General features: G+C 64.3%; 21 protein-coding genes. 9 read left to right on the forward strand and 12 right to left on the reverse strand.

Features of this window, described 5'->3' with window-relative positions:
• Positions 1-23 precede the first annotated feature (23 nt).
• From QBJ92_RS13490 to QBJ92_RS13515, 6 genes are read right to left on the reverse strand one after another with little or no spacing between them, the layout of a single operon-like run.
• The gene (locus tag QBJ92_RS13490) at positions 24-389 is read right to left on the reverse strand and encodes a DUF4878 domain-containing protein (protein WP_277970224.1); all 366 of its coding nucleotides are present in this window, start codon (positions 387-389) and stop codon (positions 24-26) included.
• Between the two features lie 29 nt (positions 390-418).
• Positions 419-928 carry a hypothetical protein gene (locus QBJ92_RS13495; protein WP_277970225.1) on the reverse strand — a complete coding sequence of 170 codons (510 nt, stop codon included), beginning with the start codon at positions 926-928 and terminating at the stop codon, positions 419-421.
• 17 nt (positions 929-945) lie between these two features.
• Entirely contained in the window at positions 946-1,158 is a 213-nt protein-coding gene (locus tag QBJ92_RS13500; RefSeq protein ID WP_277970226.1) for a hypothetical protein, read from the reverse strand.
• Between the two features lie 33 nt (positions 1,159-1,191).
• Positions 1,192-1,590 carry a hypothetical protein gene (locus tag QBJ92_RS13505; protein WP_277970227.1) on the reverse strand — a complete coding sequence of 133 codons (399 nt, stop codon included), beginning with the start codon at positions 1,588-1,590 and terminating at the stop codon, positions 1,192-1,194.
• Positions 1,580-2,617, reverse strand: coding sequence for a S8 family serine peptidase (locus QBJ92_RS13510; protein ID WP_277970228.1), 1,038 nt, complete (start codon positions 2,615-2,617; stop codon positions 1,580-1,582). The genes QBJ92_RS13505 and QBJ92_RS13510 overlap by 11 nt, the downstream gene beginning before the upstream one ends.
• Positions 2,515-3,171 (reverse strand): S8 family serine peptidase, encoded by a 657-nt coding sequence (locus QBJ92_RS13515; RefSeq protein WP_277970229.1) that lies wholly within the window; start codon positions 3,169-3,171, stop codon positions 2,515-2,517. The genes QBJ92_RS13510 and QBJ92_RS13515 overlap by 103 nt, the downstream gene beginning before the upstream one ends.
• 522 nt (positions 3,172-3,693) lie before the next feature.
• Here QBJ92_RS13515 and QBJ92_RS13520 point away from each other — a divergent pair.
• The 7 genes from QBJ92_RS13520 to QBJ92_RS20655 all read left to right on the forward strand — a co-directional run bounded on the left by QBJ92_RS13520 (position 3,694) and on the right by QBJ92_RS20655 (position 9,674).
• Positions 3,694-4,320: a hypothetical protein gene (locus QBJ92_RS13520; protein WP_277970230.1), complete on the forward strand. Its 627-nt coding sequence runs from the start codon at positions 3,694-3,696 to the stop codon at positions 4,318-4,320.
• 42 nt (positions 4,321-4,362) lie between these two features.
• On the forward strand, positions 4,363-5,019 hold the full coding sequence (locus QBJ92_RS13525) for a hypothetical protein (RefSeq protein ID WP_277970231.1): 657 nt from the start codon (positions 4,363-4,365) through the stop codon (positions 5,017-5,019).
• A gap of 54 nt (positions 5,020-5,073) precedes the next feature.
• Positions 5,074-5,937, forward strand: a complete 864-nt coding sequence (locus QBJ92_RS13530; protein ID WP_277970232.1) for a hypothetical protein — start codon at positions 5,074-5,076, stop codon at positions 5,935-5,937.
• A gap of 177 nt (positions 5,938-6,114) precedes the next feature.
• Complete coding sequence (locus QBJ92_RS13535; protein ID WP_277970233.1) at positions 6,115-7,578, forward strand: AAA family ATPase; 1,464 nt, start codon at positions 6,115-6,117, stop codon at positions 7,576-7,578.
• Positions 7,579-7,745: 167 nt separating this feature from the next.
• Positions 7,746-9,098, forward strand: coding sequence for a hypothetical protein (locus tag QBJ92_RS13540; RefSeq protein ID WP_277970234.1), 1,353 nt, complete (start codon positions 7,746-7,748; stop codon positions 9,096-9,098).
• A 157-nt stretch (positions 9,099-9,255) separates the two neighbouring features.
• Positions 9,256-9,414, forward strand: coding sequence for a hypothetical protein (locus tag QBJ92_RS20650; protein ID WP_431358403.1), 159 nt, complete (start codon positions 9,256-9,258; stop codon positions 9,412-9,414).
• A gap of 26 nt (positions 9,415-9,440) precedes the next feature.
• A complete protein-coding gene (locus QBJ92_RS20655; protein WP_431358404.1) occupies positions 9,441-9,674 on the forward strand; it encodes a hypothetical protein in 234 nt (77 codons plus the stop codon).
• A gap of 510 nt (positions 9,675-10,184) precedes the next feature.
• Here QBJ92_RS20655 and QBJ92_RS13550 read toward each other — a convergent pair.
• Together QBJ92_RS13550 and QBJ92_RS13555 are read right to left on the reverse strand one after the other, a co-directional pair.
• Positions 10,185-10,574 (reverse strand): hypothetical protein, encoded by a 390-nt coding sequence (locus tag QBJ92_RS13550; RefSeq protein WP_277970235.1) that lies wholly within the window; start codon positions 10,572-10,574, stop codon positions 10,185-10,187.
• Between the two features lie 361 nt (positions 10,575-10,935).
• Positions 10,936-12,000, reverse strand: coding sequence for a DUF4917 family protein (locus tag QBJ92_RS13555; protein WP_277970236.1), 1,065 nt, complete (start codon positions 11,998-12,000; stop codon positions 10,936-10,938).
• Positions 12,001-12,505: 505 nt separating this feature from the next.
• Here QBJ92_RS13555 and QBJ92_RS13560 point away from each other — a divergent pair.
• Positions 12,506-13,708: a hypothetical protein gene (locus QBJ92_RS13560; protein ID WP_277970237.1), complete on the forward strand. Its 1,203-nt coding sequence runs from the start codon at positions 12,506-12,508 to the stop codon at positions 13,706-13,708.
• Between the two features lie 120 nt (positions 13,709-13,828).
• Positions 13,829-14,008: a DUF5808 domain-containing protein gene (locus QBJ92_RS20660; RefSeq protein WP_354290767.1), complete on the forward strand. Its 180-nt coding sequence runs from the start codon at positions 13,829-13,831 to the stop codon at positions 14,006-14,008.
• A gap of 534 nt (positions 14,009-14,542) precedes the next feature.
• On the opposite strand, the gene QBJ92_RS13565 is transcribed toward QBJ92_RS20660, so the two are convergent.
• From QBJ92_RS13565 to QBJ92_RS13580, 4 genes are read right to left on the reverse strand one after another with little or no spacing between them, the layout of a single operon-like run.
• On the reverse strand, positions 14,543-15,205 hold the full coding sequence (locus QBJ92_RS13565) for an alpha/beta fold hydrolase (RefSeq protein ID WP_277970238.1): 663 nt from the start codon (positions 15,203-15,205) through the stop codon (positions 14,543-14,545).
• Positions 15,202-16,272: an AbrB family transcriptional regulator gene (locus QBJ92_RS13570; RefSeq protein ID WP_277970239.1), complete on the reverse strand. Its 1,071-nt coding sequence runs from the start codon at positions 16,270-16,272 to the stop codon at positions 15,202-15,204. Before QBJ92_RS13570 ends, QBJ92_RS13565 begins: the two co-directional genes overlap by 4 nt.
• On the reverse strand, positions 16,269-16,922 hold the full coding sequence (locus QBJ92_RS13575; RefSeq protein WP_277970240.1) for a YjbE family putative metal transport protein: 654 nt from the start codon (positions 16,920-16,922) through the stop codon (positions 16,269-16,271). Before QBJ92_RS13575 ends, QBJ92_RS13570 begins: the two co-directional genes overlap by 4 nt.
• 5 nt (positions 16,923-16,927) lie before the next feature.
• Positions 16,928-18,229 (reverse strand): CitMHS family transporter, encoded by a 1,302-nt coding sequence (locus tag QBJ92_RS13580; RefSeq protein ID WP_277970241.1) that lies wholly within the window; start codon positions 18,227-18,229, stop codon positions 16,928-16,930.
• Between the last annotated feature and the right edge of the window lie 13 nt (positions 18,230-18,242).

Below are 18,242 nucleotides of genomic sequence, written 5' to 3' on the forward strand. Positions count from 1 at the left end.
CCAAGACGAGGGCGATGCGATCGTTACATGGTGATGTACCACTTGCCCTCGACGCGGCGGACTTTGCCCGAGTCCGCCTGCGTCGAACCGTCGCCATAATGGGTGACGGTGGTCACCACGGCATGATCGGCGTGGACTGTATCGACCTTCTCGACCGCGACCGATGTCACACCGCCCTTCGCCTGCGCTTTCCGGGCCTTGTCCTGCAGCAGCGGCGCGATGAGGATGCCGGCAGTCGCCTTGACCTCCGGGTCGACCTGCTCGAGCGCCTCGGTGGTCTGGCCGCGTCCCGCGGCTTCCCTGGCGGCGCGGGCAGCGTCACCCGGTCCTTGGCCACGAGCAGTCAACGCAAGCAGCATTTCCGCTACGACAAATGCACGCGTTCGCATCGCCGGCATCTCCTTCCTCATGTCGGCCATCACAGCGCCGGCTTCCTGGGGCGAGCGGCGAATAAGGCGTCGGCGGCCTGCTCGACGAGCCTGCCCGGCTGCTGGCTGGACCCTTCCGGCGGCGCGATTGAGACCGAGCCGCCCCGCGGGCCGAGGTCGGCGCTGGCGCGGAAGCCGCTGCTTCCTCTGCTCCAGCGCGCGGTGAACGTATCGCCCGTCTGCTCCTCTCCGGGCTTGCCCCATTTATCGAGCAGCATCCGCCGCCACTGGGCAACCGCGGTGCCCGACGGCGAGAGATAGACGATCGAGGACAGGTGCGCCCCGTCCGGCCAGACCAGCGTCCTCAGCATGTATCGCCCGCCCGCATCATCTTCGAGCGTCGCTTCACTCAGCACGCTGCGCCTGGTCGGCACACCGCCAGTACCGCCATGGATGTTGACGGCACTACGGACCTGCGTCTCGAAGTCGACATAGCGGAGCACGTTCCTGATCGTGAGGTAGCGGGCCGCAATCGCGGCTTCGGCGTCCGCCTGGGTCATGCCGAGGCGGAAGCCGCCTAGATCAAAAGTCGCGACATCACGGTGACGGTGCGGTCGGCCGCCCTGGTCAGTCCGACGACGGTCGGGGTCGCAGGCATGGCGATCTCAGGTTGCTTCGGCCCGTTGCCCAGCAGGCTCGGGACCTTGTCGAGCAATCTCGTCAGCGGCGCGCGTTGGGCAGCGACAGGCACGGCGGTCAGCCCGATGAGGAGCGCGATGGTCAAACGCATGTTTGGTCCTTTCTGTGTAGATGTCGGATGGGGTCAGAAGCCGGTTTGCCAGCCGACGAGCGCGGCGACGGAGCCGTCGCTGACGTCGTGCAGGACGCCAAGGCGCAGCGGCATCGCGGTGCGGCTGACATAGCCGGCGGTCAGTTGAACGCGGCGCGGTCCGGCAAGGCTGGCACGTGTGACGCCATAGGTGAGCGAGCGATTGGCAAGATCGTAGCCGCTGCCGAGCGTCAGCTCCGCCGCGCCCGCCTCGATCGCGAGCGGCTGCGCGATCCCCAGCGTCAGCGTGCCGCCGGGCACCATGCCGGTCGCCTGCACGCCGATGCGGGTGCCAAGGATCGGGGTCGCGCCGGTGACGAGCGAGGCGGCGTCGATCTTCAACCGGGTGACGCCCAGCGAGCCATAGCCCTCCAGCGTCCAGTTATCGGTCACGCCGATCCACTGGCGCGCCCTCGACCATGACCGTGCGGGCGCTGCGTCCCAGCCGCAGCCCACCGGCACCGGTCGGCATCCCCATCAGCGTGCCGTCCTCGTCGATGAACGAAGCGCGCAAATCGAAACCGCCACGGCTCCAGCCCAGTGTCATCGCCTGCGCCGCGCTGCCCGACGTGCGGCCCGCGGCCATCGTCAGCCGGAGCCGTCCGCTGCCAAGCACCCGGTCGACGCCGACGCTGGTCCCGGCCTGTGGCACATAGGCGAGCACGCCGTCCGCAAAGGGGGCCAGACCCATCACATCGGCCTGAAGCATGTCGGCAGTGTTCCATGCAGCATGCACGCCCGTGGTGCCGTCGGTGCAGCCGAATGTCCCGGCGGTCGCCGCGCTGCGGACCTGATCCGCCCCGGGACCGAAGCGGACGCTGGTAAAGCCCATGCTGCCGCTGAAACCGCCGAACGCCAGGCTCGCCTGCCGGCCCATCTGCTGGACGCGGCGCGCGATCCGGTGGTCGGCGGTAACCTGGGGCTGGACGACGAGCGCGGCGATCGAGTCGGCGAAGTCGCGGCCATAAGCATCGAGCACTGTGACATGCGATAGCGCGGTCTGGAGCGCGGCGGTGCCGAAGGCACCGGGCACGATCATCACCGATCCCGCCACGCTGGTCTGGGTGCTGCCGTTCGACAATGTCGGATCGACCGGCGCCAGCGCCGCCTTGAAGTCGACCAGCCCCATGCCGAACACCTCGTTGGATCCCGGCGCGCCCAGGTCCCAAGCGGTGTGGAGGATGACGTCGCCCGCCTGCTGCCCAGTGAGTTGCGGCCATTTCAACAGGATATCTGCGGCGAGCGCCGCCACGACCGGCGTTGCCGAACTGGTGTCGGAGAAAACGCCGACCGTCCCGTCGACCAGCGTCGTGACGTTCAAGCCGACCGCGACGACGGTGCGGTCCTTAATCGTGCCGACGCGGTTGGAATATTCCTCGATCTGATACGCATTGAGAACCGGCGACAGCGAGCCGACCAACAGCGCTGCCTTGCGATTGTCAGCGGCGATCCACTGCGCGTTGTAAGGATCGGCGCGAAATTGCCGGCCGAGTTGACGAGCAGACCGCCAGTCGCAGCGAGCCGTTCGGTCGCGGCGGTCCAGCCCGGGCTGCCGCCGACCAGCGACGAGCTAACGATCTTGATGCCCTTGTCCGCCGCGTAGCGGATCGCCTCGTCGGTGTGCGACAGAATCTCGGTTTGCGTCTTCTCTTCCCAGTCGGCGACGCGCAGCGCGACGATGGCGGCGGACAGGGCATAGCCAACCGTGCCGGAGCCATTTCGCCCGGCGGCGATGATGTTGGTGACCGCGGTGCCGTGGGTGATGGCGTTGGCGCGGGAGTTGGTGTCGGGCTGGGCGTGGGCGTCACGCCCGATGTCGGCGGTGGCGCCACGCTGCCCGCGCTGCCGACCCCGCCGCCACCGCCGCAGGCGGCGACCATCAGCGCCAGCATGCTTGCCGATGCTAACCTTATTCCCGGTCGCACCGCCTTCATCCCCCGATGAGGGATGCGCGCCGGACAGCCGGCGGCACACCGTGAAATGGCGGGGTGCCGGCCCTCTGGAGACTGGATGTTCGAAACCTGTAGTAAAACAGGCGCGGGCGCCTTTAGCGGGGTGGCCTGGACATACGCGTCCGTCACCCGGTCACAAAGAGCTTTGCGACCGTTTGTTGGTCTTGCGACCGGCTTTTACTGCGGGGTTTCGACGGCTCCGGTTCGCGGACAAACCTCCGCGAACCGCCTTAGGCTATAAGCCAGTCCTTAACGAATTGCGACAGTCGCGACGTGTTTGACGGAAAGGGCTGCCATGCCGGCAGCATGGAAAAGGCGCCGGCGGCGCCGATCCGTGACGACGGAGGAAGCGAAGGGCTTGAGAGAAAGGAAAAATAGATCGGCAACCGCCGGTCAGCCCCTTTCAACCTCTTCATAGTCGGCCGGTCGATCGCACCGGTTATCCCCAGCCTGCACGCCTGTCCGTCCGTTTGCATTAGCGGGCGGCGGGCAGGCGTGCGTCCGGAGTCATCCAATCATGCTACCCACACCTACGATCACTGCGTTGCACCTCGTCCCCCTCGACGTCGGCCATCATGTCGGCATCGAGCGACAGATGCCCGTCGGGGCGGCCGTTTTGACCGCAACGCTGCGCGGACCGCACGTCCACTTCGCCCTCGATAGCTGCATCCTGCGACCGTCCGACCCCACGGACACGCTGATGGATTGGCTCGACCGGTATGTGATGCGGGACGACGTAACCATCGCCGGCTATCAACTGAACGACGCCGTTGCCTTGCTCGACCGCTTGCCCGGGGAGGAATGGTCGCCACTCCTGCGCGCATTGGCAGGCTGCGGCCAGCAGCACGCGCTCGATATGACCGCCCGTAGCGGCGAAGAGCCGGTCACGTTCCAGCAGGCCTGCGCCTGTTCCGGAATCCTGTGTGCGCCTGTCGATGCCAATAGGCGCTTCGCCGACTGGATGCGCTCCGACGTGCGTGGCTTGGCGCACGACGCAGAGGTCGATGCGCTCGCGACCTTCCGTCTGGTCATCCGCCGTCTGGCGGTCCTGAACCCCATCGCGCGAGGCATCGTCGGCGCCATCGCCGACCATTTCGCCACCTGGCTCGAACACGCGGATCATCCCGCCGCGCAGGCCCATGTCGCCGATCTGCTGTCCGTCACCGACTGATCCCCACCGGCCGCCACGCGGCTTGTCTCCAAGGAAATTTCCATGTCTCTCATCGATCTATCGATCGAAGCGCGTGGCTACGCGCCCGCGTCGATCGCACTCGCCGTAAGAACTATCGGTGCCTGTCCCGCTGCCGGTCATCGACCGGATGCCCGCATCCTCTGCGGTCTCGGGCTGCTCTCCGTCACGCCAAATGATGGTGGCGGCTTTATCTTCACCACCGACGCCCGGTGTCTGGGCGAAGCCGACGCGGTCGCGGAGCTGCTCGACTGGCTGGAGCCGCGCATCCCTGCAAGCACCACCGTCATCAGCTGGGATAATTGGGGCAGCGTCCCGCGCCGCCTGCTGGCGCTCGCCGATCCGGCGCGGCATCCGAACATCATGTCCGCCGCCGCCGACACCGCTGGTCGCTGGCGGGACATGCCGCGTGGACACACGTGGCATCTTCGCCAGACACGCGCGGCGCTGCTGCCATGCCTGTGCCCGCTGGGCACCCGCGTCGATGAATGCGACGGGGCCATGCCGGCCTATCTGCTGCCGGACCCAGTCATCACCGCCACCGAATTGATCGGCGAGGCGATCGCGGGCTGGCGGACCTGGGCAGCTGGCTTCGGGGATTTCGACGATGCCGACCACCCCGCCCAGGCCACGCTGCGTGCGCTCGACCGCTGGCGTGCCGGCCAGCCCGCCACCCGCTGATCCCACACCGCCCGCCCCAACAATCCGGACCCCGCGTCCGACAGGAGACTGCTCATGCATATCGATCCCGCCCGCATCTGGAAGACCGACACCCCCGGCTATGTCGTCGTCCTCGATGCCGAATGCCGCTACGACCATCAGGTGCACGGCCGCTATCTCGCCGCCGAACGCTGCACTCCCGCCGAGATCGCCGATCTCCACCCGCGTGACCGCCGCCACGATCCCCGCGCCACGCCGCGCTGGCCGTGTCAACAGATCGTCGCGCTCAGTTGGCTGGTCCTGACCGACGGCGATGATGGCCTGCGTCCGATCCGCATGGAGACGCGGGGGTGTCCCGAGCATGACGAGGCCGGGATCGTCGCCGCCTTCCTCGACAACATGGAGCGGCTGGGCCGCGTCCAGCTCACGACTTGGGGCGGTTTCCACGCCGACGTGCCGCAGATCCTCCTCGCTGCCGCGGCGGCAGGACTGAAGCTGCCGACTTCCTTGACCGCCCTGCACGCGCCGTGGCGGCGCGAGGCGTCGGGCCACTGCGATCTCATGACCGAGATGTGTGCCGGCGCCAAATCCCCGCATCTCGCCGAGATCGCCGCCAAGCTCGGCGTGCCTGCCAAGCTCACCTGCCGGCCGGATCAGGTCAGCCGGCTTATGGACCAGGGCAAATGGTCCTCGGTCAAGGCGGTGGCGGAGGGCGACGTACTGACCACGACCATGGTCCTGATGCGCTGGAGACATCTGCTGGGCGGCAGCGTCTCAGCACTCGACGCGACACGGCGACTGTCCGCCTTCATCGCAGAGCATTGCGCGCACCGGCCCTACGCCGCCGACTGGCGGCGATACGGCGACGAAATCATGCGTGATGCCTTTGCCCGCGAGATCGCGAAGGTAGAAGACCAGCTTCCGCTTCCCTGCGGCTGACGGTGTCTCGCGCGCTACCACCCCATCGAATATTCAGCGCGCGCACTGGGACCAGGGTGGCTGATGCATTCAGCCACCCATGGCCCATAAACATATATAAAGGCATTTCCGCTGAATGCTGAATCCACACCGTCGCGCTCATCATGAGCACGACTATGGAGCGAAAGAGCGATCAGCATGAGCGCGGTGAACGGCAAGCAAAACGATCCGATGCATTCGGATCGCCGGACCGCAGCGGCGCAGGCGGCGCCGCCTAGACATTGGGACTCGCAGCCTGAGACCGACAAATGGCTGGCCAGCCACCATTTCGAGGACGCCACCCCGACGATCCCGTTCCGGATCGACGGTTGGCTGGCCGCGCGTGGTCCCGCTGTCTGGTTCGGCGCCGGGTCGACCGGCAAGACCCAGCTCCTTCTCTGGATGGCGGCGATGATCGCCAGCCGGCCTGAGCATCGCCAGCCGACCTGGCTCGGCGGCACGATCAACGGCACCGGCCATGTGCTGATCCTGACCGCCGAGGACGCGCGGTCGCAGATCGTCGGCCGCCTGCGCGACATCGTGCAGAACACGATGCACCAGGATACCGCAGCGGCGGCATCGACCTGTGCGCGGCTGCACGTCATGCCGTTCCTCAGCATGACCGAAGCCGAGTTCGGTCACCCCAACGCCAGTCTCCTGCGGTTCGGCGAGGACCGCGTGTGGCGCCCGTCCGGCGTCATGGAAGAGGTCCGCCGCTACATCACCGAGTGGAACGCCCGCCATGATGATCCGGAAGACCGGATCGTCGGCGTCGTCATGGATTCCGCCACCAGCATGGCGGGCTTCGACGGCATGGAGGGCGAGGCCACCACCAATTTCTTCTTCTACCTCGGTCGCCTGTGCGAGGCGCTCGGCATCTTCTTCACGATCATCGGCCATGTCCCCAAGGCCGCCTTCGTTCCACGGAAGGATCCGTGGGGCAGCGCCGCATCCCGCCTGCGCGGCGTCGCCATGTGGACGACGGCACCGCGCATGGCGGTCGAGGTGCGCCTTCTCCAGGAGTGGCGCGAGAAGGGCGGCCCCTATTACGAGGAGGAGGCCCTTCGTGATCTGTTCCCGCACCTCGACCGCAAGGACTTCCTCGTCATCTATGCCGCCAAGGCCAATCTGCTCGGTGTGTGCCGCGAGCCGCGCTATATCATCCGCGACGAGCAGGGCGCCTTCAGAGAGGTGAGCCCTCCGGTTTCCGTCGACAGTGATGCCGCTGGCGACGACAAGCCGTCGCATCCTTCGCTTAGGAAGAAGCCAAAGGCCCCGCGTCCGGCGTCGGCTCGCTCCGACCGATCCAAACGGTCCGACGAGGATTATGCACCGGGCACCGAGCTCGTGATGCGCGTCATTACCCTCACCTATCCCGACCTCGTCGCCGGTCAGTGCGTGGCAGCTGACCGCGTCATGAAGAAGCTGATCACGCTGCATGCTGAGCAGCCCTTCCCCAATCGTGAACTCGTCACCAGCGCCTCAGGCGGCGGCAAGAGAAAAGCACGTGACGGTAGCATCGCTTGGCACTTCCAGCGGCTCGAGAAACGCGGTGTCCTCGAAAAGCGCAACAGCCGACACTTCTTCGTCCATCGGCCTACAGCCCAGACAGACGGTCTGTAGGCCCCTCCCCTTCTTTTCTCAGCGGACTTCACAGCTCCAATGACGCAAGGTCCGCAAGGCTACGGACCTGTCCTCTTCCCTCTTTTCCTCTCCTCAACGTCGCCCCTCAATCGATCGATTTTTGAAGATTGGCGAAAGCCAAGGAACGGAAAAAGAGGAGTTAGAAAATGTTGAATTTCGCACGTGAACTGCTGGAAGCATCGCTGAGAGACAAGTTCGATGCGGCACTGGGTTCGTTTGATCTCGCCAATGGAACTCCCGTCGCGTCCGCTCTCGTTTCGGCGATCATGGTCGATCTTCGCCAAAGCCGGTATGAAGATGGCATCGAGATCATCGATGCCTTGGCTGAGGATACGATCTTCGACCTCGGTTTCTACCTGGCTGAAGCGATCGCCCATGAGGATCAGCAATTCACACTGCCACTTGGCACCAGGGTCAAATCGGACAAGCCCGGCTCGATCCACATGGGCGGGGAGATCTGGGTGACCGAGGCGGGCAAAACCGGCCTCTTTCCGCTCGAAACGGTACGACGGGGTGCGCACGGCCCAAACCTCGAACTGCTGCGCGCTTCCATATCGCAAGCCGTCCGCGGCAAGCCCTGGCAACGGATCGGCCTGCCTTCGCCTGTCCTCATCGCCGATAGCGAAGCCCGGCATCTGCTCAAATTCCCGCCCTTTCAGGCGGCCGGTGGCGTTGTCTTGCAACGCTGGGCAGATGAAACCGGGGCATCCCGCTTCGGCGCGGCGACGCCGGAGCAGATCAAGGCCTTCGCTACCTCGATCGTTGCCGACATGAAGACGCTCTGGAAACGCCGGAAAGCTGTCGCCGCACAGGCCGCGGTCGCGCGGGGCATCGCCGAAGCGAAGATTCCGAGTGACGCGGACGGAGTCGCCATTCGCGCCATCGCCATCGACTTCGAGCGTCATCGCAAGGATGAACACCTGTCCTTCTACGTCGAGTTCGACGGAATCGACGAGGCTCATCGGCCCGGCATCGTCCTTGATTACATTCCTGCCGTCATCGAAGGTCAGTGGCGGCGTGATCCCGTGCCATACGGCATCGATGGTCGCCGCGCCGAGCGCGATGCCTTGCGCGCCCTCGGAGCGGATGGCGAGATCGACCTGCTCGCGGAAGCGGTGGTCCGCTATGCACTAGAGGGTCCGGCGGCAGTTCTCGCGCGCCTGGCTGCCGACCTCGAAACGGATGTCGCCTTCACCACCGAGGCAGGCCCTGTCTACGCTGTCCTGTTCTGGCACGACGGCTGCATCAAGGCCGAGATCACGGCGCCGGACAGGATCGTGCAGTATGGCGACATACTCGAATGGTATGAGGGCGCATTCGACGACGCTGCCGCCCGTGCGTTGGTCGGTTCGGCGCTCACACCATTGGTGCCGCTCCCTTTCGATGTGACCTGCCTCATCACCGACGCCGCTCCCCTATACCGGGGCGGGGTCAAGTTGAACCTCAAGGGCGGGCGGTCACTCGTCAACTGTGCCACCGGGCATATCTGGGGACGCTGATCGAAAGGCGGGACCGGCGGTTGCGTCGGTCCCGCCTTCTTTATGGCGGCGGGCCTAAGGAGGCCACCCGCTGGCCTTCCTGCGGCAGGATCTGACCTGCCGCCGCATCACACGCTGCGCCGATCTTGCGAACATCAAGAACGGCCAGCACGTCGAGGTGGCCGGGATCATCCTCGTCCGCCAGAAGCCGGGATCGGCCAAGGGTCTGCTGTTCATCACCATCGAGGATGAGACGGGGATCGCCAACGGCATCCTGTTTCCCGACCGCTTCGAGGCACAACGCCGCACTGTGATGTCGGCCGCGATGTCGGGATGAAGGGGCGCGTGCAGAAGGAGGGACAGGTGATCCACGTCATCTGCGACCGAAACATCGACCATGGACCGTTGCTCGCGCAGCTCTGGCAAAGGGATTTTCCGCATGCGACCAGGCGTGATGACGGCGCGCGGCATGCGGGCTCGCCGGACCGTGGCGATGCCGGCTGGAAGCCCGGCCTTCGCGACGGCTATTGGCCGCCGCATAGCACGGGCATGGATCCGGAAGATGTCGTGCGGGTGAAGGCGCGCGACTTCCACTGATCGGTGTCTCGCCATCAGTGAATCATCATCGACCCGTCGCTTCATATCCTCCGCGCCACTGCTGCACAGTCCAATAAGGGGAAAGTCGACACGATCGAGGTGCGGCTCGTGCTGCGCTGCCTAATGGCGCATTACCCGGAACGATGGCCACTCGACATGTTCTGGAACTCGACCGGGACGGATCACGATATCGGGCGGGCGCAAGGCTGTACCGCGGCACTGAATGGCATAGTCCGGCAGATCGATGGCGGCAGTCGCCTGTCCTGCCCCACAATCGGTAATACAAAGCCTCCCGCCCGCCTCTCAGATTCGGACATCTGTTCATGTCTATCTTCGCGTCATCAGAGGCTCGGCTTGCAATGAGGGCGTTGAAGAGAGATTGAGTGAGCCGTCCACTTTAAGCGTCTGCAGACGTCATGAGGCGTTCAGGCGCAAATTGGACGTAGCTGTCAGCGGGACCTCGAAAAGCCCGGGTCCGGCGGAGGGCCCCTCCGCCGAACAATGCGCCCCTCAGTGCTTGTTAAAATAGCCGAGCGGTCCACACCTTCGGAAGGTCCCCGCCGACCGGGACTTAATGAGCGTGAACCCGTCACTGCCATTCTGACGCAAATTGAGGGTCCGCGTATATGGGTCAGTAGGGCTGCCATCGCCGGCTGCGCGACAGGTTTCAACAATCGTCATCACGCCAGCTTGCTTCCTCGTGATCCTGTCCGTGCATTTGCTGGCATGCGCATAGGAGAAACTTCGTCCATCAAAGCTCATCGTTGAGGCATTGGGCTGCTCGTCGCAGGCGAGTCCGGCCGCCCCATAATCGCCTGCCTTGAGCGTTATCGTCGCCGCATTTGCAGAGGCAGCAAGCATCAGGATTGTAGCTGTGGCTGCACAGGCGGACATTCGCATCAGTTACCCTCCTCATGGCCGCATGATAGTGGCCGATACACGCGGCGCTATACCGCACGATGATAGGCCGTCGCCATCGCTAGGCGAATGACTAAGGTATCATGCAGCGGGTGCGGCGGCTTTTCTTATCGAAAACGTCCGCCCCGGGCGGAAGCCGCTCAGCCCCGCCGTGACGACCTATATTCGGTTAGTCGCGACGCGTTAGTCGCTTCTCAAGATCAGCCGCTCATTCAGGTTCAGATTGTGGACCGGCTCGGGCTGATAGCGACTAAACATTTGCTAAATGACCACCATCTGACGATGGGGGACAGTTGCTTTGCGAAGCTCAGGGGTCGGCGTTGCGTCAGACTGGAGTTACCAGTTATCCCCATACTCGTGCGGTTAAAGCGTCATAAAACGCTACGGAAAGCGGCCACCTTTCCGATCGGAGCGAAGCCAGTGCCTCAGCACGCGCTATGATGACACCGTTCTCCGCTTGCAGCGGGTCCCCATAGATCCCGACGTATAGCTTCTTGAATCGACCCCGGCCAATACGGGTCAGTATGTGGTCGTCATTCTGCGCTAATGAGTGGCCGAAGACGAACATACAGTGCGTGCCAACCTGAACGTTTGCCGTGAACTGCTTGAAACATTGGTAGAGATACGCGTTGTGCCGGATCTTAGTCTTCTTTTGAGCACTGGTTCCCTCTGCGACAAAGAGAGGAAACGCATCATTTGCGAGCGCGTCGCGCGCTTGATCAATTAGGGGCACGCCTTTTCGCACCCATGTATACTTTACGAGATCCTTGCCGGTGTCGAAGAGGTGCAGAGCCCCGTGCAAAAACATCACGCAAGCGCCGTGCGCGTTGGTCTCCCCCTGCCACACTACATATTCGGCGTCGGGCTCGTCCTCGTCGTTGCCAAAGCCATCGCTGATCGCGAGCCTGATCGGTTCCCCGAACGGCATGTCGTCGTGCATCAACGTCCAGTAAAGCAGAAGGTCATAGTTGAGTGTGAAGACCGAGCCAGCCTTTGGGCCGGCCAGGAAGTTGGCCAAAAAAAGTCGACACGCCCAGAACTTATCATCGTCGATTTCCATCGGCACATGCGGGTGGTTGCCGGCGATGGTCTGTACGAGGATTTCCTTCAAGATTGCGGCGTGATCCAGCATTGTCGCGGGCGCGGCACTGCCCTTGCCGAGATAGGCGGGCAGAATATGAGCCGCGTTCTCGAGTGCGCGGATGGCCGCCTCGAAGTCCTGGGTCCGCAGGGCCTCAAACACCTCAACAACCTCGGGCGCCGTCGAGAAATCTGCCTGCGCGAACAGCGAACCGTAGTGAAAGATGTCGGCCCGACACGCGATGCTGAAGCCATTGCCGATCAGAAGATGACGCTTCGCAAATTGGTTCGAGTCGGCGATCGCTTCGGCGAACGTCATCAGCGGCATTACTTCTCCCCATCGTCGGCGCGCCGGCCCGTCTGCCGCTCACGCATGATTCGTTGCAAAAGCGGGCCAGTCAATGGCGTCGGTGGTAGGGCTAACTAATTCCCCTTCTTACCAATCGGACTGATGCGAGTTTTCCCCCGTCTTATGTCATTGTTGAGCTTCCCTGTTCAGTCCTGATTGCCATCGATGCGGTGCCCTACCACCCCGAATTTTTGAAGCTCCAGTGACCATCAGCACCTTCCGCCACGACCCACGAGTGGACATTCAAGTGCCCTAAGCCGCCTTCCACCTCCGGACATTCGTTCATCCGGTTAGACAGCGGTTTTTGGGAGTTTCCAGACCGGCAGCTTTGCCGCCCGATAGCTGCCAGTCGGGTTTGGAGAACAGCCGGCGAGCCGGCCGTGCCTAAACGTCGCGACCCGAGCGTCGGCGATCATTCCGTTGATCGCAGGCTAGATTGTCGCATTATGGTGGCGAGCGAATGTACAGCTTGATAGCATCTCTCATGCCAACCAACGCCACGTGCATCGTTTTCTCTCTAGTACTTGGCACGCTGGGCGCGTTGGCAACGGCCAAGGAGCCGCAGCAGGCGCGAAACGTCCGCTTCGCCGGGCCGGTCGAACGGGTGGCCGCCACTAGTCTGACCGAGTTATCGTCGAGCCTAGAGCAATTGGCGGCGATCGACCCAAGCAATCCGCCAAGCGACACTGGCACCAGGCAGACGCTCAGTCTGTTCGGCCGGGAAGACCTGATCGCAGCGACCAGCGCGTATTATAAGCCCAACGGATGCGCGCCGTCGAAGACGGCGGTGGACGTTGTGCCCGAGATCGAGCGACGCGCACGGCAGACCTCGATCGTCATCGTCACGGAAAGCCACGAGCGATCGGAGCATCGCGGCTTCAGCACGGTGCTCGCGACGCGCTTGCGGCCGCTGGGGTACAATACGCTGGCGCTGGAGGCGCTGTCGCCATCCATGCCCGACACGACGGCCCAATACCTGCCGTCATTCGTCCAACACCCGGCGCTGAAGTATTTTGAGGATGGCGACGGGCATTATCTGTCCGAAGCGGGATATGGCCGGTTAGGCCGGCGCGCCAAAAAGCTCGGTTATCATCTTCTAGCGTACGACTTCATCGACGAGCATCCGGCGGCTGATGCTACGACGGAGCAGCGGATCGCAGCGCGCGAGGAAGGAGAAGCACGCAACCTAGCTGCGTACGTCCACGATCATCCGGGCGCGAAACTGCTGATCCACGTCGGCTATGCGCATGCTGCGGAGGTGCCTGGCGCGGATGGCACACAGTGGATGGCTGCACGGTTGAAGAAGAAGACCGGGATCGACCCGCTCACCATCTCGCAGACTGCCTGTAGCGGGGGTGGCGGCACTGTGCGGCTATCAGCTTTGCCGGCCGATAAGCCGCCCGGAACCTTTGATCTGGTCGTCGATCATCCCAATGCGCACTTCTTTCGCGGACGCCCCGTATGGCGGCAGCAAGCGGGCGACCAGGCGGTGCGCATCCCGCAGAGGCTCTATCCGGCGCGCGGCTGGTGCGTAGTCGAGGCGCGCCCAGTCGATGAGCCGACCGCGTCGGTGCCGATGGACCGCGTCGCGATCCGCGCCGGCGACGATGTTGCGCTGATGCTACCGCCCGGACGCTATCGATTGCGGGTCATTAATCTCGAACCTACGCCAAGATCACCAGCATAGAGCGGACGGCGCTGAGCGGTGAGAGCGCCCATTTTAAATGTTAGTCGGATGGTCAATTTTGGTGGAAAGTTGACGTGCGCGATACAGTAGATGCGCACTCCATTTTGAGGAACTAAGGCGATGGAAGAGGGATACGACTGGTTAGGGTTGTATCACGATGCAGACGACCCCCGCATCGTTGTGCCCAAGCGAATGAAGGCTTTGGGATGGACCGTCAACGTCGGGCATCGAAGGGGGCAAGTGCTGTTTGCATTCGTAGGGCTCGCCATCGTGATCGCCGCCGCAATACAGTATAGATAGCTGAGCCTAAGTCAGCAGTTGGGCGCTAGCCGACGGTCCGTTTGTAGCTGTCAAGACCCATAAGTGGCCATTCGCGCACCCTTCCCCGCTTCCTAACTGAAGACATTCGTTCACCTGCGCTCTGACGGCGCCTGGCGCATGATCGTCCGTCATGAATGCCGTGAAAGGTGAGACGCGGTCGTTCGACGATCATGGCGCGCTTCCTCGCGTCCGGTTTCTGCTCGCTGCGGGCACAAGCAGGATCAACAAGACGATAACGATCGTGAGCGTTACTGTGGCCAGCGGACGATCGAAATCCGGTCCAGATTTTGGGACCGGAGAAAATAAGCCACCAGGCCGAGGCCCCGCCCCCCGAAGTTGCGACGTTCAGGCACGGCCAGCGCACCGACTGTTTCTCAAAGCGGACTTGCAGCTTTTGGGCGGCTAAGCGGACGGACTGGAAGCGCCCGAGGCATGAGCTTCCATCGGTAGCTCATGCCTCGGATTAAGACGGTTCCAGGACTTATGTAATCCGGGGCCAGGTTTTTGGCTGAGTCAATTTCGAGTGCGCAGCCAATTGCGTAGAAGCATCGTAACCTCGCCCGGACGTTCCATGGGCGCGAGATGCCCGCAGTTGCTGAGGACGTGGAAATGCGCATCTGGGATACGGTCGGCGAGCGCCTGGGCATCATCCGGCAGGCAAATCCGGTCGCGGTTCCCTACGGCGATCAAGGTCGGCATGCGCACCGCAGCGATCGCCGGACCGATATCCGGGCGCTCAAGCAACGCACGCTGCTGGCGCTCGAACACCTCGGTACCGACACGCTCCGCCATCGCCTGAACCGGGCCGGTCAGAATTGGCGTCAGCAGCGGATCGGCGTGCGGGGCGATCGCGAGCAACCCCTGCTCGGTCACGGTGCGCGGGCGCATCTGCATCGTGGCGCGCGTTGCAAACAACGCTACACGCTCGATCCGCTCGGGCGCCTGGCGGATCATCTCGAGCGCGACATAGCCGCCGAGGCTGACGCCTGCGACCGCGATCCGGGGCGGCGCATGTGCAAGGACGCGCGCCGCCATCGCCGCAAGCGTGTCGTCCGCGGTCAGATCCCCCAGTTCGGGATGCGCGACATTGCCAAGATCGACCACCTGCCGTGCCCAGAGCTGCCCGTCGCACCCCATCGCGGGCAGGAGCACGAGCGGGGTCTGCTTGCGGATCATGATCGTTTCTCCTGGTGAAATGGCCGGAAGCCCAACGGGGCACCGATAAGGACGAGCACCACGCGCGTGACATGGTGGAGGACGACGACACCCGATTCGAGCCCTAGGCTCAGCGCAACCATGCTCATCTCGGCGAGCCCGCCGGGAGAATACGCCAGCGCGAGCAGCGTCACGTCGAGCCCGGTGATCCGTCCGAGCACGAAGGCAAAGGCGAAGGTCAGCGACAGCAGGATCACGCTCGACCCCGCGGCAAGCGCGAGGATACCGAGGAACGCACGCACCCCGAGCCCCGCAAAGCGGCACCCGATCGTCGCGCCGAGCCCGACCTGCGCCGCGGCCAGCAACCATACGGGGACGCGAAAATCGGTGATGCCGGTCGCGTGGAGCACGCCGCTGACCGCGAGCGGCCCCATCAGATGCCACGCGGGCAACCGCAGCAGGCGACCCAGCACGCCGCCCACGATCATGCTCCCGCCGCCCCACAGCAGCAGCGACAGATCGGGCCAAGCGGAGGCACTGGTGAAGCCGCTCGCCGCCACCACGACCGGCGCATGAAACTGGCGGATGACGAAGGGCAGCGCGAACACGACGAGGAAAATGCGGGCAGCATGGATCAGCCCGACGGTGCGTTCGTCCGCGCCGCGTTCGCTACCTAGCAACACCATTTCCGCGATCCCGCCGGGCATCCCCGCGAAATAAGCGGTGGCGGGGTCGAACCCGGCGACGCGGCGGAACCACGTCGCGCACAGGACCGCCGCGATCGTCAGGAACAGCGGCAACACCAGCAGCGGCAACCACCAATCGGCGACCAGTGCGAACAACCCCGGGTGGAACGAACTGCCCAGCACCACCCCAATCACCGCCGCCATCGGCCGTCGCGTCGCCGCCCCTGCCGCGATCGGCAAACCCGCGATGCTGGCCAGCGCGCACGCCCCCATCGATCCCAGCACCCACGGCAGCGGCGCACCAAGCGCAGCAAACGCCGCGCCCCCCGCCGCCCCGATCGCAATCGCCGCGACGAAGCGCAGCGCGACTCGCGCCGCATCCCCGTCGCGCGGCACGATCATCCGAACAGGCCGAGTACGCCGCGGGTCGGATCGGTCAGGCCTTCCCAGATCATCCGCCCGGCGACGTAGACGATCACGAGCAGCCCGACATAGGCGAGCCAGCGATACCGTTCGATCACGCGCGCGAGCACGTTGGCGGCAAGCCCCATCAGCGCGACCGACAGGATCAGCCCGATCGCGAGGATCCCCGGATGATCGCGCGCAGCACCCGCCACCGCGAGGACATTGTCGAGGCTCATCGACACGTCGGCGACGGCGACCGCCCATGCCGCCGCCCAGAATTTGCGCGGCGCCCTGTTGGCGATCTCGTCGGTGTCGGTGCCGCCCTCTTCGGTGCGCAGCTCGCGCCACATCTTCCACGCCACCCACACCAGCAGCAACCCGCCAGCAAACACGAGGCCGACGACTTGTAGCAACTGCGTCACCACCAGCGCGAACACAACGCGCAAGATGAGAGCGGCGGCAACCCCGATCAGGATCACGTTGCGGCGCATCGCCGCGGGTAGCCCCGCTGCCAGCGCGCCGACGACGATCGCATTGTCGGCGGCGAGCATGATGTCGATCATTACCACCTGCGCGAAGGCGGCGAGCGCGGCGGGCGACCCGATATTGGCAAAGTCCGCGGCAATATGCTGCCAGAGTTCGGTCACGGTCGTCATCCTATCAGCGGGAACGCGAGCACCAGCATGCCAACGATCGTCATTACCGCACACACCAGCACGGCGGGGATCAGGGAAAAGCGTTGATGGTCGGCCAGGTCAATCCCTGCCAGACTGACCAGCAGGTAGGTCGAGGGAACGAGCGGGCTCAACAAATGGACCGGCTGGCCCATCAGCGAGGCGCGCGCGATCGCCATCGGCGACACGCCGTAGTGGCTCCCCGCCTCCGCCAGGATCGGCAGCATCCCGAAATAAAAGGCGTCGTTCGAGATGAAGAAGGTGAACGGCAAGCTCAGCGCCGCGGTGATCGGCGCCATATACGGCCCGAGCGCGGGCGGGATCATCGCGACCACTTCCTTGCTCATCGCCTCGACCATCCCGGTGCCCGAAAGGATGCCGGTGAAGATACCCGCCGCGAAAATGAGCGACACCACCGACAGCACGTTGCCGGCATGCGCGGCGATCCGCTCCTTCTGCTCGGCGATCTGCGGGTAATTGACGATCATCGCGATCGCGAACGCCAGCATCATCAGCACCGACAGCGGCAACACCCCGGAAACGAGCCCGGCAAGCAGCGCGACCGTCAGCACCGCGTTGAACCAGCGCAGCTTCGGACGACGCGCCTCGGGGAATTGCGAGACCGCCATGCCGGTGAAGGCAGTCGGCCCGGTCCCCTTGACCTCGCCGATGCGGCGACGCTCCTTGCGTCCGAAGAAGATCGCCAGCCCGATCAGGAACGCTAGCCCGGCGATCATCCCCGGGATCAACGGCAGGAACAGCGTCGCCGGATCAAGCTTGAGCGCGCTCGCCGCGCGCGCGGTCGGACCGCCCCAGGGGGTCAGGTTCATGATTCCGCTGGTGCTCATCAGCAGGCAGCACAGGTACAGCCGGCTCATGTCATAGCGCTTGTACAGCGGCAGCAGCGCCGAGATAGTAATGATGTACGTCGTCGATCCATCACCATCGAGGCTGACGAGCGCACACAGCACGACCGAACCGACCAGGATCAGCAGCGGATCGCCGTGCACCACGCGGAGCAACCGGTTGACCAGCGGATCGAACAGCCCGGTATCGGTCATGATCGAGAAGAACAGGATCGCGAACAGCAGCATCACGCCGGTCGGCGCGAGGTTCTTGATCCCGTCGATCATCATGTCGCCAACGCCGCCGGCAAAGCCGGCAAGCAATGCGAACGCGGTCGGCACGACGATCAGCGCGACCAGCGGGGTCATCCGCTTGGTCATGATCAGCGTCATGAAGGTGGCCACCATGAGGAAGCCGAGAAGCGCTAAATCCATCGATATTGTCCTC

It is taken from the genome of Sphingomonas echinoides (assembly GCF_029623395.1).
Taxonomy (GTDB): Bacteria; Pseudomonadota; Alphaproteobacteria; order Sphingomonadales; family Sphingomonadaceae; genus Sphingomonas; species Sphingomonas echinoides_A.

Excerpts from the sequence above, each read along its gene's own strand:
- QBJ92_RS13550 (WP_277970235.1), bottom strand. The coding sequence starts at position 10,574 with ATGCGAATGTCCGCCTGTGCAGCCACAGCTACAATCCTGATGCTTGCT.
- QBJ92_RS13530 (WP_277970232.1), top strand. The coding sequence starts at position 5,074 with ATGCATATCGATCCCGCCCGCATCTGGAAGACCGACACCCCCGGCTAT.
- QBJ92_RS13570 (WP_277970239.1), bottom strand. The coding sequence starts at position 16,272 with ATGATCGTGCCGCGCGACGGGGATGCGGCGCGAGTCGCGCTGCGCTTC.
- QBJ92_RS13540 (WP_277970234.1), top strand. The coding sequence starts at position 7,746 with ATGTTGAATTTCGCACGTGAACTGCTGGAAGCATCGCTGAGAGACAAG.
- QBJ92_RS13490 (WP_277970224.1), bottom strand. The coding sequence starts at position 389 with ATGCGAACGCGTGCATTTGTCGTAGCGGAAATGCTGCTTGCGTTGACT.
- QBJ92_RS13525 (WP_277970231.1), top strand. The coding sequence starts at position 4,363 with ATGTCTCTCATCGATCTATCGATCGAAGCGCGTGGCTACGCGCCCGCG.
- QBJ92_RS13565 (WP_277970238.1), bottom strand. The coding sequence starts at position 15,205 with ATGATCCGCAAGCAGACCCCGCTCGTGCTCCTGCCCGCGATGGGGTGC.
- QBJ92_RS20660 (WP_354290767.1), top strand. The coding sequence starts at position 13,829 with ATGGAAGAGGGATACGACTGGTTAGGGTTGTATCACGATGCAGACGAC.
- QBJ92_RS13535 (WP_277970233.1), top strand. The coding sequence starts at position 6,115 with ATGAGCGCGGTGAACGGCAAGCAAAACGATCCGATGCATTCGGATCGC.
- QBJ92_RS13560 (WP_277970237.1), top strand. The coding sequence starts at position 12,506 with ATGCCAACCAACGCCACGTGCATCGTTTTCTCTCTAGTACTTGGCACG.
- QBJ92_RS13495 (WP_277970225.1), bottom strand. The coding sequence starts at position 928 with ATGACCCAGGCGGACGCCGAAGCCGCGATTGCGGCCCGCTACCTCACG.
- QBJ92_RS13580 (WP_277970241.1), bottom strand. The coding sequence starts at position 18,229 with ATGGATTTAGCGCTTCTCGGCTTCCTCATGGTGGCCACCTTCATGACG.
- QBJ92_RS13555 (WP_277970236.1), bottom strand. The coding sequence starts at position 12,000 with ATGCCGCTGATGACGTTCGCCGAAGCGATCGCCGACTCGAACCAATTT.
- QBJ92_RS13500 (WP_277970226.1), bottom strand. The coding sequence starts at position 1,158 with ATGCGTTTGACCATCGCGCTCCTCATCGGGCTGACCGCCGTGCCTGTC.